13 protein-coding genes are annotated in these 12553 nt (G+C 58.6%); 6 read left to right on the top strand and 7 right to left on the bottom strand.

The genetic code is table 11. From position 1 onward, the window contains the following. Nucleotides 1-19: 19 nt before the first annotated feature. Both KW848_RS24730 and KW848_RS24725 read right to left on the bottom strand, forming a co-directional pair. Complete coding sequence (locus KW848_RS24730; protein ID WP_007898502.1) at nt 20-1237, bottom strand: argininosuccinate synthase; 1218 nt, start codon at nt 1235-1237, stop codon at nt 20-22. Nucleotides 1238-1366: 129 nt separating this feature from the next. Next, nucleotides 1367-2275, bottom strand: coding sequence for an OmpA family protein (locus KW848_RS24725; protein ID WP_218538371.1), 909 nt, complete (start codon nt 2273-2275; stop codon nt 1367-1369). Nucleotides 2276-2434: 159 nt separating this feature from the next. On the opposite strand from KW848_RS24725, the gene pyrC reads away from it, so the two are divergent. Further along, nucleotides 2435-3481, top strand: a complete 1047-nt coding sequence (gene pyrC / locus KW848_RS24720) for a dihydroorotase (protein ID WP_008155578.1) — start codon at nt 2435-2437, stop codon at nt 3479-3481. After that, nucleotides 3478-4155, top strand: coding sequence for a ribonuclease T (gene rnt, locus KW848_RS24715; protein ID WP_008155580.1), 678 nt, complete (start codon nt 3478-3480; stop codon nt 4153-4155). Before pyrC ends, rnt begins: the two co-directional genes overlap by 4 nt. Before the next feature lie 75 nt (nt 4156-4230). On the opposite strand, the gene KW848_RS24710 is transcribed toward rnt, so the two are convergent. Next, entirely contained in the window at nt 4231-4833 is a 603-nt protein-coding gene (locus KW848_RS24710; protein ID WP_111451990.1) for a peroxiredoxin, read from the bottom strand. A 302-nt stretch (nt 4834-5135) separates the two neighbouring features. On the opposite strand from KW848_RS24710, the gene KW848_RS24705 reads away from it, so the two are divergent. Both KW848_RS24705 and bfr read left to right on the top strand, forming a co-directional pair. Next, the gene (locus KW848_RS24705) at nt 5136-5354 is read left to right on the top strand and encodes a bacterioferritin-associated ferredoxin (RefSeq protein WP_008155585.1); all 219 of its coding nucleotides are present in this window, start codon (nt 5136-5138) and stop codon (nt 5352-5354) included. 198 nt (nt 5355-5552) lie between these two features. Then, nucleotides 5553-6026, top strand: a complete 474-nt coding sequence (gene bfr / locus KW848_RS24700; protein WP_008155586.1) for a bacterioferritin — start codon at nt 5553-5555, stop codon at nt 6024-6026. 175 nt (nt 6027-6201) lie between these two features. Here bfr and grxD read toward each other — a convergent pair whose 3' ends face one another. The 3 genes from grxD to KW848_RS24685 all read right to left on the bottom strand — a co-directional run bounded on the left by grxD (nt 6202) and on the right by KW848_RS24685 (nt 9171). Further along, nucleotides 6202-6543 (bottom strand): Grx4 family monothiol glutaredoxin, encoded by a 342-nt coding sequence (gene grxD / locus KW848_RS24695; RefSeq protein ID WP_007943565.1) that lies wholly within the window; start codon nt 6541-6543, stop codon nt 6202-6204. A gap of 97 nt (nt 6544-6640) precedes the next feature. Then, entirely contained in the window at nt 6641-8746 is a 2106-nt protein-coding gene (locus KW848_RS24690; protein WP_218538370.1) for a molybdopterin oxidoreductase family protein, read from the bottom strand. A 134-nt stretch (nt 8747-8880) separates the two neighbouring features. Next, entirely contained in the window at nt 8881-9171 is a 291-nt protein-coding gene (locus KW848_RS24685) for a hypothetical protein (protein ID WP_192410295.1), read from the bottom strand. Nucleotides 9172-9588: 417 nt separating this feature from the next. On the opposite strand from KW848_RS24685, the gene argF reads away from it, so the two are divergent. Next, entirely contained in the window at nt 9589-10509 is a 921-nt protein-coding gene (argF, locus tag KW848_RS24680; protein WP_033053690.1) for an ornithine carbamoyltransferase, read from the top strand. Further along, nucleotides 10506-11615: an ABC transporter ATP-binding protein gene (locus tag KW848_RS24675; protein WP_218538369.1), complete on the top strand. Its 1110-nt coding sequence runs from the start codon at nt 10506-10508 to the stop codon at nt 11613-11615. The genes argF and KW848_RS24675 overlap by 4 nt, the downstream gene beginning before the upstream one ends. Nucleotides 11616-11726: 111 nt before the next feature. Here the strand turns inward: KW848_RS24675 and KW848_RS24670 are convergent, their stop codons facing one another. Continuing rightward, on the bottom strand, nt 11727-12509 hold the full coding sequence (locus KW848_RS24670; RefSeq protein WP_218538368.1) for a PhzF family phenazine biosynthesis protein: 783 nt from the start codon (nt 12507-12509) through the stop codon (nt 11727-11729). Between the last annotated feature and the right edge of the window lie 44 nt (nt 12510-12553).

Genomic DNA, 12553 nt, shown 5'->3' with positions numbered 1-12553 from the left:
CTCTACGGTTTCAAAGATCTCAGAAAAGCTTCCGGCCTTTGTTCGCCGCAATACGCATGCGCAACGCGTTGAGCTTGATGAAGCCCGCCGCGTCGGCCTGGTTGTAGGCGCCGCCATCTTCTTCGAAGGTCGCGATATTGGCATCGAACAACGATTCGTCGGACTTGCGACCGGTGACGATCACGTTGCCCTTGTACAGCTTCAGGCGCACAACGCCGTTCACGTGGGCCTGGGACGCGTCGATCATCTGTTGCAGCATCAGACGCTCAGGGCTCCACCAGTAACCGGTGTAGATCAGGCTGGCGTATTTAGGCATCAGCTCGTCTTTGAGGTGAGCCACTTCGCGGTCCAGGGTGATCGATTCGATCGCACGGTGGGCGCGCAGCATGATGGTGCCGCCTGGGGTTTCGTAGCAGCCACGGGACTTCATGCCCACGTAACGGTTCTCAACGATGTCGAGACGGCCGATACCGTGTTCGCCACCGATACGATTCAGAGTCGCCAGCACGGTAGCCGGGGTCATTTCGACGCCGTCCAGTGCAACGATATCGCCGTTGCGGTAGGTCAGTTCCAGGTATTGTGCTTTATCTGGAGCCTTCTCCGGGGAGACGGTCCATTTCCACATGTCTTCTTCGTGCTCGGTCCAGGTGTCTTCCAGCACGCCGCCTTCATAGGAGATGTGCAGCAGGTTGGCATCCATCGAGTACGGGGATTTTTTCTTGCCGTGACGCTCGATCGGGATGTTGTGCTTTTCAGCATAATCCATCAGCTTTTCACGGGAGAGCAGGTCCCATTCGCGCCACGGAGCGATCACTTTCACTCCTGGCTTCAAGGCGTAGGCGCCCAGTTCGAAACGAACCTGGTCGTTGCCCTTGCCGGTGGCGCCGTGGGAAATGGCGTCAGCGCCGGTTTCGTTGGCGATTTCGATCAGGCGCTTGGCGATCAACGGACGAGCGATGGAAGTACCCAGCAGGTACTCGCCTTCGTAAACGGTGTTGGCGCGGAACATTGGGAAAACGAAATCGCGCACGAATTCTTCGCGCAAGTCGTCGATGTAGATCTCTTTCACGCCCATGGCCTGTGCCTTGGCGCGTGCAGGTTCGACTTCTTCGCCCTGACCCAGGTCAGCGGTGAAGGTCACGACTTCACAGTTATAAGTATCCTGCAGCCACTTGAGGATCACCGAAGTGTCCAGGCCGCCGGAATACGCCAGAACGACCTTGTTTACGTCCGCCATGCCATCACTCCACGGGGTTCTACGGAAAGCCGTCAAGTCTACCGGTCATGCAGGATAATTTACAGAGGCGCGACAGCTTATGACGACGAAGCGACAGATTATGTCGAGTGAGCGACGATAACAGCGGGTTCAGGAGGTCGACGCGGCGCTCGCCGAAGCAGTGGCCTGAGGGGCCGGCTTTTCGGTGGGCGCAACGCGCGCGAGGTGCACATTGACCCGACGGTTCTTCGCCCGGTTGGCGGAATTGGTATTGGGCACCAATGGATAACGCTCGCCGTGAAAGCGCACGGTGATCTGCGATTCCTGAATGCCGTTGGCCTTGAAGAACTCCATGACGGCCAGGGCCCGACGCCGCGACAGGTCACGGTTGGTCAGGCGGTTGCCGCTGTTATCGGAGTGACCATCGAGTTCGATGTGGTTGACCGTCGGATCAGCCTTCATGAACTCCAGCATTACTTGTAATTGCGCCTTGGCCTGCGTGTCGAGTTCGATGCCTTCGCCGGGGAAGCCGATCTGCGATTGCTTGACCTGCTCGAAATTCTTCGGCAGCAGCTTCGCCACGCAGCCCTGATAGTCGTTAAATGCCTTGCTGAACTTGACTGGCAACAGACGCACTTCCGACACCCGGCCATCGCCCGAATCATGTCGAACGACCGGACTGCGGCCATCCATCAGGCCACTGATCAAGCGGCCCGCCTGAACTTGCGAACTGTTGAACAACACATTGCCGCTGCCGATTCGCACAGAACCGAGGTTGATGTCGCCACGCCCCGGCTGCCAGGGTGCAGCCGCCGCCAGCAAGGTGGCCGAACCGCCGCCGATCATCGAGTTATAGGCCTTCAGACGGAACGTCGCTTGCTCGCCAGCGCGACGCACGAATTCACCCGAACCAAAATCGGTGATCGGCTGAGCCAGGCGGCACTCGAACTTGTCTCCTTCGACCGTCCACTCGATGCTCTCCAGACGGGTCTGGAAAGTGAGCGCCATCGCAGGAAGGCTGGCAAACACGCTGAGCAAGGCTAAATAACGCTGGCGCACGGGAGGCTCCACTGGCTTCTACAACAAAAAGACCGACACACAGATGTTTACGGCATACCTGTTGGATATCGGAAGCTTCCTGCAAAACTTGATAGCGAGTGCCTGGAAGAGTCTTTTCCGGTAGCATTCCCCTCAGTTTGACCCGCCTGGAATCCCCTCATGTCCGACCGCCTGACCCTGCTGCGTCCCGACGACTGGCATATTCATCTTCGCGATGGTGCTGTGTTGCCCAATACAGTCGCGGATGTCGCGCGCACCTTTGGTCGCGCCATCATCATGCCCAACCTGGTACCTCCGGTGCGTAACACCGCTGAAGCCGACGGCTATCGCCAGCGGATTCTCGCTGCACGCCCGGCTGGCAGCCGCTTTGAACCGTTGATGGTGCTGTACCTGACCGACCGCACCCAGCCCGAAGAAATTCGCGAGGCCAAGGCCAGCGGCTTCATTCACGCCGCCAAGCTGTACCCGGCCGGCGCGACCACCAACTCGGACTCTGGCGTCACCAGCATCGACAAGATTTTCCCTGCACTTGAGGCCATGGCCGAAGTCGGGATGCCCTTGTTGGTTCACGGTGAAGTCACCCGTGGCGATGTCGACGTGTTCGATCGCGAAAAAATCTTTATCGATGAGCACATGCGTCGTGTGGTCGAGCGCTTCCCGAGCCTCAAAGTGGTGTTCGAACACATCACTACCGCCGACGCCGTGCAGTTCGTCAACGAGGCTTCGGCCAATGTTGGCGCGACCATCACCGCGCATCACCTGCTGTACAACCGCAACCACATGCTGGTGGGCGGGATTCGGCCGCACTTCTACTGCCTGCCGATCCTCAAGCGCAACACCCATCAGGAAGCCCTGCTCGACGCCGCCACCAGCGGCAGCGACAAGTTCTTCCTCGGCACCGACTCGGCGCCCCATGCCCAGCACGCCAAAGAAGCCGCTTGCGGCTGTGCCGGTTGCTACACCGCTTATGCAGCGATCGAGATGTATGCCGAAGCCTTCGAACAGCGCAACGCGCTGGACAAGCTCGAAGCCTTCGCCAGCCTGAACGGCCCGCGTTTCTACGGCCTGCCGGTGAACACCGACCGCATCACCCTGGTCCGCGAAGAGTGGACCGCCCCAACCAGCCTGCCATTTGGCGAGCTGACCGTAATCCCGCTGCGCGCCGGTGAAAAACTGCGCTGGCGCCTGCTGGAGGAACACGCGTGAGTGAAGACCATTTCGACGACGAACAGGACGGTCAAGGCGGCGGAGGTGGTTCGCGCCACCCGATGGCTGAGCGCTTCCGTGGATACCTGCCAGTCGTTGTCGACGTTGAAACCGGTGGTTTCAACTCTGCCACTGACGCCTTGCTGGAAATTGCCGCAACCACTATCGCCATGGATGAAAAAGGGTTTGTGTATCCCGATCACACCTATTTCTTCCGCGTCGAGCCTTTTGAAGGCGCGAACATTGAAGCGGCCGCGCTGGAATTCACCGGGATCAAACTCGATCACCCGCTGCGTATGGCGGTGAGCGAAGAAACGGCCCTAACCGATATCTTCCGCGGCATCCGCAAGGCCCTGAAAGCCAACGGCTGCAAACGGGCGATTCTGGTCGGGCACAACAGCAGCTTCGATCTGGGTTTCCTCAACGCCGCTGTCGCGCGTCTGGACATGAAACGCAACCCGTTTCATCCGTTCTCCAGCTTCGATACCGCGACCCTGGCCGGTCTGGCTTACGGTCAAACTGTACTGGCCAAGGCTTGCCAGGCAGCAGACATCGACTTTGACGGTCGCGAGGCTCACTCGGCGCGCTACGACACCGAGAAGACGGCCGAGCTGTTCTGCGGCATCGTCAATCGCTGGAAACAAATGGGCGGCTGGGAAGACTTCAACGACTGATCCCGGTCGCTGGACTTACCCCGCCCATAAAAAAACCGGCCTCAACGGCCGGTTTTTTTATGCCTCAAACGTGCCTTACAGCGCAGCAGCGTGCTCGGTCAGGTAAGCCGCAACACCTTCGGTGGAAGCGGTCATGCCTTTGTCGCCTTTTTTCCAGTTGGCAGGGCAGACTTCACCGTGCTCTTCGTGGAATTGCAGCGCGTCGACCAGACGAACCAGCTCTTCGATGTTACGGCCCAGCGGCAGGTCGTTGATGATCTGCGAGCGGACAACGCCTTTGTCGTCGATCAGGAACGCACCACGGAAAGCTACGCCGTCAGCGGACTGAACGTCGTAAGCCTTCATGATTTCCTGCTTGATATCGGCAGCCATGGTGTAACGGACCTGGCCGATACCACCATTGTTGACCGGGGTGTTGCGCCAGGCGTTGTGGGTGAAGTGCGAGTCGATCGAAACGGCGACCACTTCAACGTTGCGTGCCTTGAAGTCAGACATGCGGTTGTCCAGAGCGATCAGCTCGGACGGGCAAACGAAGGTGAAGTCCAGTGGGTAGAAGAACACCAGGCCGTATTTGCCTTTGATGGCCGACGACAGGGTGAAGCTGTCTACGATTTCGCCATTGCCGAGTACAGCCGGTACGGTGAAGTCAGGGGCTTGTTTGCCTACGAGTACGCTCATTGGATATCTCCTGGTGTAAAAACGTGAAGTTCCGGGTTTGCGCCAGCTTGCCACCTTCAGGCGACAGCCCTGTGACACGAACCCGCTTCATAAGGACCGGCCATCATACACTGCGTTTTTACCCTGTCCTTAACGGTTTTTTTGACAAGGGAAATGCAGTCGACGGGTTGTCCTCGTGATCGAAGCTGAGAGGAAACCGTTCGTCAGCCCTGATCAAAGCTTTCAGAAACCACTTTGACAATCATTCTCGTTAACATTAAGATCCATCGCAATTGAGTCACAACCAGCGACGGTTTTCACTTATGTATGTTTGCCTCTGCACTGGCGTCACCGACGGTCAAATCCGCGAAGCGATCTATGAAGGTTGCTGCAGCTATAAGGAAGTCCGTCAGGCCACCGGCGTAGCTAGCCAATGCGGTAAATGTGCCTGCCTTGCCAAGGAAGTGGTCCGCGAAACCCTGACCAAACTGCAATCGGCCCAGGCCGCGATTCCCTACCCTGTAGAATTTACTGCCGCGTAATTAACGTATTTCAAAGAACCGGACTTGATGTCCGGTTTTTTTATGTCTGAAAATCAATCGCTTACGCGCTAGACGCGGAACACAAACATTCTTATTCAGATTAATTTTCACTTAAGTTTCAATAACTTAGGTTTGACACTCTTAATGTCGCGGCTCAGACTCTGCCTCATTGACAGCTACTTAGGGCAGGACCCCATCATGAAAGGCGACGTTACAGTCATCCAGCATCTCAACAAAATCCTTGCCAATGAACTGGTCGCGATCAATCAATACTTCCTGCATGCACGCATGTACGAAGATTGGGGCCTGAACAAGCTCGGCAAGCACGAATACCACGAATCCATCGACGAGATGAAGCACGCGGACAAGCTGATCAAGCGCATCCTGTTCCTTGAAGGCCTGCCGAACGTCCAGGACCTGGGCAAGCTGCAGATCGGCGAACACACCCAGGAAATGCTTGAGTGCGACCTGCGTATCGAACGCACCGGTCACGCGGATCTCAAAGTGGCTATCGCTCATTGCGAGACCGTTGGTGACTTCGGCAGCCGTGAACTGCTCGAAGATATTCTTGAATCCGAAGAAGAACATATCGACTGGCTGGAAACCCAACTGGGTCTGATCGATAAAGTCGGTCTTGAGAACTATCTGCAATCGCAGATGGGCGAAGAGTAAGTTAGCGCCCGCTAAACTCGAGACAATAAAAAGCCCCGCTCTCTTTTAAGAGGCGGGGCTTTTTAATGCCTGCTCTTTTAGGAGCATGGCTTGCCAGCGATGAACGATGACGCGGTGTTCTTGCTAAACCGCGGCGCCTGCATCGCGAGCAAGCTTTGCTCCTACAAAGAGCGGGTCAGGCTTCGGTCTTGTTGGCAGCAGCAGCTTCGACAGCAGCCTTGATGGTGGTCTGCAGCGAACCGTCTGCAGCCATCTCGGTCATGATGTCGCTACCGCCGACCAGCTCACCGCCCACCCACAGTTGCGGGAAGGTTGGCCAGTTGGCGTATTTTGGCAGGTTGGCGCGGATTTCCGGGTTCTGCAGGATGTCCACGTACGCAAACTTTTCACCACATGCCATCACGGCCTGCGCGGCTTTCGCGGAGAAGCCGCACTGCGGGGCATTCGGCGAACCTTTCATGTAAAGCAGAATGGTGTTGTTAGCAATCTGCTCTTTAATCGTTTCGATGATATCCATGGAGCACCTCGGCTGAACTTTCCGACTCAGGGGTCGGCACGGTGGCGCATTGTAACGGAAACCCGAGCGCCATGCTCGGTCTCCCCGACAGACTCAGTCAAGCCGCCGCCACGGTCACTGGCACGCCATTCAACGCCGCATTGCCCGACAACTCATCGAGCAGACATTCGTCGGTCAGGTCATTGGCGCTGGAGCCCGGCTGACCACTGGCAATGGTCATCTGCACGCCTGGCCGCGCATGGCCCCAACCGTGCGGAAGGCTGACCACGCCTTTCATCATATCCAGACTGCCGAGCACTTCAACTTCAATCACACCGACCCGCGAACTGACCCGCACGCGCTGCCCGTCGTTTAGCCCACGGCTGGCCAGGTCATCCGGGTGCATCAGCAATTGATGGCGCGGCTTGCCCTTCACCAGGCGGTGATAGTTATGCATCCACGAGTTGTTACTGCGCACATGACGGCGGCCAATCATCAGCAATTCATCGGCCGGGGGTGCTTGCAGGGCTGCAAAACGCGCCAGGTCAGCAAGGATCGCTGGCGGCGCAGCCTGGACGCGCTGGTTTTCGGTTTTCAGGCGAGGCGTCAGGTTGGATTTCAGCGCCCCGAGATCGACACCATGCGGGTGATCGAACAAGGTCGCCAGTGATAATTTCTGTTCTGAAGTATCGCCATACAACCCCATCCGCAAGCCACGGTCGATCATCTGCGCTGGCGGGATCGTTGGTTTCAGTTCCTTACCGGTCTTTGCCGCAAACGCCTTGGCCAGCCCTACGAAAATCTCCCAGTCATGCAACGCACCTTCAGGTTTGGCCAGGATCGCGCGATTGAACCGAGTGACGTTACGCACCGCGAACATATTGAACGTCGTGTCGTAATGATCGTTTTCCAGGGCCGATGTGGACGGCAGGATCAGGTCGGCATACCGCGTGGTTTCATTGATGTACAGGTCGATGCTGACCATGAACTCCAAACCGTCCAGCGCCTGTTCCAGCTGTCGGCCATTGGGCGTCGACAGCACCGGATTACCCGCCACGGTAATCAGCGCGCGGACCTGCCCTTCCCCTTCGGTAAGCATCTCTTCGGCGAGCGCCGAGACCGGCAGTTCGCCACCGTATTCAGGACGCCCGGAGACCCGGCTCTGCCACAGATTGAAATGCCCACCTGAGGTGGATGCCACCAAGTCCACCGCCGGTTCGGTGCACAGCGCCCCTCCCACGCGATCGAGATTACCGGTGACCAGGTTGATCAGTTGCACAACCCAATGACACAAGGTGCCGAACGCCTGGGTAGAAACGCCCATGCGGCCGTAGCAGACCGCTGTCGGCGCCGCCGCAAAGTCCCGCGCCAGTTGGCGGATCTGTTCGGCGGGCACCGCGCACAGTGGGCTCATGGCCTCGGCGGTGAAGTCCGCGACCGCCTCGCGCACCTCATTCAGACCGTCCACCGGCAAATGACTGTCGCGGGTCAGGCCTTCAGCGAACAAGGTATTGAGCAGTCCGAACAACAACGCCGCATCGCCACCGGGGCGCACGAACAAATGCTGGTCGGCAATCGCCGCGGTTTCGCTGCGGCGCGGATCGACCACCACCACTTTGCCGCCGCGGGCCTGAATGGCCTTCAAGCGCTTCTCCACATCCGGCACGGTCATGATGCTGCCGTTGGAGGCCAGCGGATTGCCGCCGAGGATCAGCATGAAATCGGTGTGATCGATGTCCGGGATTGGCAACAGCAAACCGTGGCCGTACATCAAATGGCTGGTCAGGTGATGGGGCAACTGGTCGACCGAGGTCGCGGAAAACCGGTTGCGGGTTTTCAACAGGCCGAGAAAGTAATTGCTGTGGGTCATCAGCCCGTAATTGTGCACGCTGGGGTTGCCTTGATAGACCGCCACCGCGTTCTGTCCGTGACGCTCCTGAATCGCCGCCAGACGTTCGGCTACAAGGTTGAAGGCGTCTTCCCACTCGATGGGCTGCCATTCACTGCCGACCCGCAGCATCGGCTGACGCAGACGATCCGGATCGTTCTGAATATCTTGCAGGGCGACGGCCTTGGGGCAGATGTGCCCTCGGCTGAAGGTATCCTGAGCGTCACCCTTGATCGACGTGATCTGCACTGCGCCTTCGACCTCGGTGGTTTCGATGGTCAAGCCGCAGATGGCTTCGCACAAGTGGCACGCACGGTGATGGAGAGTCTTGGTCATGGCCAGTCTCTGTCTTGTTCTGGGCGGGCAATATCGGCCGCGGGAACAAAACTATGGCGCCTGATCCACGGCTGCGCCAGCGACGTTCATCTTGTGAATCGGCGGCCATCAGGCCAGCCGATGACCGCAGGGGATCAGTTGGGCGGCAGCTTCGGCGGCGTCTGCAACTGGATCTCCTGGATGGTTTCGATCTGCTCTTGAGCGAGATGAACACCGGTGAGTTCACCGATCAGCCGCCAGTGCTCGTCGAGCCCGGTGCTGATGGTTGCCATGCGGTCGATCATCCGCCGGCCGGCGGCCTTGGTCACTTCGTCTTCACTGCGCATCAACTCGAAGGACATCGAGGTCATGGACGCGGTGAGGTGGGTCAGCGAGCGAGCCGTGAGGCCGAGTAATTCCATTAACTGTCGTTCTTTCGATTCCATTCCGAAGGCTTCCTGCGTCGTTCGTGCGTTAGTTATAACCCGCCACTTTGCTTTAGCAAATGTTTCAGACCAGACATATCGATCGATCCCGAGCACAAATGCTTCAAATGACAGGCCAGAAACCGACCGCGGCTATGCCGTCTGCGCCCCGTTTGATTGCAAAGCCCCGTGACCCCAGTGTACAAATGACCGGCTGCTGTCAGGAAACAGGCTTCAAAAGCGCTACTGCGGTCATCCCGTAGCCCCTCTGAAATCCCCTAAAAACCGTAGCCCTATTGGTAAGACGCGACATTTAATTATAAGATCGCGCCTTCCCCTATTTCGTCGCCCCGTGCGGCTTACGCCGCAGGTCTCGCCCGTTTTTCAGTTAAACAAGGCTTTGAGTATCTGCGGTCTGTTGCAAAAAGGTAGTCAATGATGAGCGCAAGGCACTTTCTCTCCCTGATGGATTGCACGCCCGAAGAGCTGGTCAGCGTGATCCGTCGAGGCGTTGAGCTCAAAGACCTGCGTAACCGCGGCGTACTGTTCGAGCCTCTGAAAAACCGCGTGCTCGGGATGATTTTCGAGAAGTCCTCGACCCGCACCCGTATTTCTTTCGAAGCCGGCATGATCCAGCTCGGTGGCCAGGCGATCTTCCTGTCGCCGCGCGACACCCAACTGGGCCGTGGCGAGCCGATCGGCGACTGCGCGATCGTCATGTCGAGCATGCTCGACGCCGTGATGATCCGTACCTTTGCCCACAGCACCCTGACCGAATTCGCCGCCAACTCCCGCGTGCCCGTGATCAACGGCCTGTCCGATGACCTGCACCCGTGCCAGTTGCTGGCCGACATGCAGACGTTCCTCGAACACCGCGGTTCGATCCAGGGCAAAACCGTGGCCTGGATCGGCGACGGCAACAACATGTGCAACAGCTATATAGAAGCGGCGATCCAGTTCGACTTCCAGTTGCGAGTCGCGTGCCCGGAAGGCTTTGAACCCAACCCTGAATTCGTGGCCAAGGCCGGCGATCGGGTCACCATCGTCCGCGATCCGAAGGATGCCGTACGCGGCGCCCATCTGGTCAGCACCGACGTCTGGACCTCCATGGGCCAGGAAGAGGAAACCGCCAAGCGCCTGAAACTGTTCGCGCCGTTTCAAGTCAACCGCGCCCTGCTCGACCTGGCCGCACCGGACGTGCTGTTCATGCATTGCCTGCCGGCCCACCGTGGCGAAGAGATCAGCGTCGACCTGCTCGATGACCAGCGCTCCGTCGCGTGGGATCAAGCCGAAAACCGTCTTCACGCACAAAAGGCCCTGCTCGAGTTTCTCGTCGAACCGGCGTACCACCACGCATGAGCCATCCATTACTGTTGAACCTGCGCAATCTCGCCTGCGGCTATCAAGACCAGCGCGTCGTGCAGAACCTCAACCTGCATTTGAATGCCGGCGACATCGGTTGCCTGCTGGGCTCTTCGGGTTGCGGCAAAACCACCACGCTACGGGCAATTGCCGGTTTCGAACCGGTACACGAAGGTGAAATCCAGTTGGCGGGCGAGACAATCTCCCGCGCTGGTTTCACCCTCGCCCCGGAGAAACGCCGGATCGGCATGGTGTTCCAGGATTACGCACTGTTTCCGCACTTGAGCGTCGCCGAGAACATCGCCTTCGGGATCCGCAAGCACCCGCAAAAGGATCGCGTTACCGAAGAGCTGCTGGAACTGGTCAACCTGAAAAACCTCGGCAAGCGCTTCCCGCATGAACTGTCCGGTGGTCAACAGCAGCGCGTCGCACTGGCCCGTGCCCTGGCGCCGGAACCGCAACTGCTACTGCTCGACGAACCCTTTTCCAACCTTGATGGCGAGCTGCGACGCAAGCTCAGCCATGAGGTGCGCGACATTCTCAAGGCCCGTGGCACCAGCGCAATTCTGGTAACCCACGATCAGGAAGAAGCGTTCGCGGTGAGTGATCATGTGGGGGTTTTCAAGGAAGGCCGCCTGGAGCAGTGGGACACGCCTTACAACCTGTATCACGAACCGCTGACGCCGTATGTCGCCAGTTTCATCGGTCAGGGTTATTTCATTCGCGGTCAGCTGAGCAGCCCCGAGTCGGTGCAGACCGAGCTGGGTGAGTTACGCGGTAATCGTGCCTACACCTGGCCGGTTGGCGGGGCGGTGGATGTGTTGCTGCGTCCGGACGATATCGTTTATGCACCGGACAGCACGCTGAAGGCGCAGATTGTCGGCAAGTCTTTCCAGGGTGCGTCCACCTTGTATCGCTTGCTGTTGCCGACCGGCGCGCAGCTGGAATCGATTTTCCCGAGCCATGCCGATCATCAGGTGGGTTCAGAGGTCGGCATTCGTGTCGCGGCTGAACACCTGGTGCTGTTTCAGGCGTCGGGCAGTACGGCGGCGCAGATTCCGGTCGTCGAGTCCGGTGTCCGCCGTTACAGCAGCGCCCACTGACACCCCATTTCTGTAGGAGCAAAGCTTGCTCGCGATAGCATCGCCGCAGTTTAACTGATGCACCGCGTCATCGTTCATCGCGAGCGAGCTTTGCTCCTACAAAGATCAGCATCAACCCAGCATCAGCGTTCCGCTCGCAACGAGCGTCGCATTCCCGCCGATTTTTACCCGATCCCCTTCCAGCCGACAGAACAACTCCCCGCCTCGAGCCGAACGCTGACAAGCCGTCAGGCTCAACTTGCCCAAGCGTTTCGACCAGTACGGGATCAGGCTGCAATGAGTCGACCCCGTCACCGGGTCTTCGTTGATGCCGATCGCCGGCGCGAAGTAACGGGAAACGAAATCATGCTGGCTGCCCTTGGCCGTGACGATTGCCCCCGGCCACGGCAGTTTCGCGAGTGCCGCCATGTCCGGCTGACATTCGAGCACCGCCTGCTCGGATTCCAGCACCACGAACAACTCGTTCGACCCCAGCACATCAACCGCCTCCACACCCAGCGCGCGCTCGACATCCAGGGTCACACCCACTTCCGACGCAATGAGCGCCGGGAAATCCAGCCACAAGCGCTCACCTTCACGGCTCACGCTTAGCAGGCCGGACTTGCAGATGAAGTCCAGCCGCTCGACCGGTTCCTTATAGATTTCAAACAGCACGTAAGCGCTGGCCAGGGTCGCATGACCGCACAACGGCACTTCGGTGGTCGGGGTAAACCAGCGGATGTGCCAGCCCTGCCCTTCGCGCACCACAAAAGCGGTTTCGGCGAGGTTGTGCTCGGCGGCGATCTTCTGCATCAACTCATCGGCAAGCCAGGCATCGAGGCGATAGACCATCGCCGGGTTGCCACTGAACGGCCGATCACTGAACGCATCGACCTGATGAAACTCAAGCTGCATAACCTTCTCCCTTTGTCAGACCTCCGAGCATGAAGCTGCCGACA

The sequence above is a fragment of the Pseudomonas sp. PDM25 genome (assembly GCF_019219045.1).
GTDB lineage: Bacteria > Pseudomonadota > Gammaproteobacteria > Pseudomonadales > Pseudomonadaceae > Aquipseudomonas.
This window is presented reverse-complemented; position numbering and strand designations above follow the sequence as displayed.

Excerpts from the sequence above, each read along its gene's own strand:
- KW848_RS24705 (WP_008155585.1), top strand. The coding sequence starts at position 5,136 with ATGTATGTTTGCCTCTGCACTGGCGTCACCGACGGTCAAATCCGCGAA.
- argF (WP_033053690.1), top strand. The coding sequence starts at position 9,589 with ATGAGCGCAAGGCACTTTCTCTCCCTGATGGATTGCACGCCCGAAGAG.
- KW848_RS24685 (WP_192410295.1), bottom strand. The coding sequence starts at position 9,171 with ATGGAATCGAAAGAACGACAGTTAATGGAATTACTCGGCCTCACGGCT.
- pyrC (WP_008155578.1), top strand. The coding sequence starts at position 2,435 with ATGTCCGACCGCCTGACCCTGCTGCGTCCCGACGACTGGCATATTCAT.
- KW848_RS24730 (WP_007898502.1), bottom strand. The coding sequence starts at position 1,237 with ATGGCGGACGTAAACAAGGTCGTTCTGGCGTATTCCGGCGGCCTGGAC.
- KW848_RS24710 (WP_111451990.1), bottom strand. The coding sequence starts at position 4,833 with ATGAGCGTACTCGTAGGCAAACAAGCCCCTGACTTCACCGTACCGGCT.
- KW848_RS24690 (WP_218538370.1), bottom strand. The coding sequence starts at position 8,746 with ATGACCAAGACTCTCCATCACCGTGCGTGCCACTTGTGCGAAGCCATC.
- grxD (WP_007943565.1), bottom strand. The coding sequence starts at position 6,543 with ATGGATATCATCGAAACGATTAAAGAGCAGATTGCTAACAACACCATT.
- KW848_RS24670 (WP_218538368.1), bottom strand. The coding sequence starts at position 12,509 with ATGCAGCTTGAGTTTCATCAGGTCGATGCGTTCAGTGATCGGCCGTTC.
- bfr (WP_008155586.1), top strand. The coding sequence starts at position 5,553 with ATGAAAGGCGACGTTACAGTCATCCAGCATCTCAACAAAATCCTTGCC.
- KW848_RS24675 (WP_218538369.1), top strand. The coding sequence starts at position 10,506 with ATGAGCCATCCATTACTGTTGAACCTGCGCAATCTCGCCTGCGGCTAT.